Origin of the sequence: Pantoea sp. SIMBA_079 (genome assembly GCF_046940275.1) — a bacterium.
Taxonomy (GTDB): domain Bacteria; phylum Pseudomonadota; class Gammaproteobacteria; order Enterobacterales; family Enterobacteriaceae; genus Pantoea; species Pantoea borealis.
In genome coordinates, this window is sequence record NZ_JAWRYR010000915.1 from 1 (window position 1) to 236 (window position 236).

A 236-nucleotide genomic window follows, 5' to 3' on the forward strand; every position below is an offset into this window, starting at 1 on the left:
GTTCGATTTGATCGTGAGAAACGCCAATCTCCCCGACGGTCGCGAGAAGCAGGACATTCTGGTCAAGGATGGCAAGATTGCCGATATCGTGCCTTCCACGGGAGAGCATCAGGCGGCTCAGGAAATCGATGCGACAAACCGGCTCGTAACCCCGCCTTTCGTCGACCCGCATTTCCACATGGACGCGACCCTGTCGCTCGGCCTGCCGCGCCTCAATCGGTCCGGCACCCTTCTGG

The 236-nt window shown here is 60.2% G+C and carries 1 protein-coding gene; it reads left to right on the forward strand.

Annotation, left to right across the window (positions count from 1 at the left end):
• On the forward strand, nucleotides 1-236 hold a 236-nt coding region (locus SB719_RS22605), incomplete at both ends, for an amidohydrolase family protein (protein ID WP_412160100.1).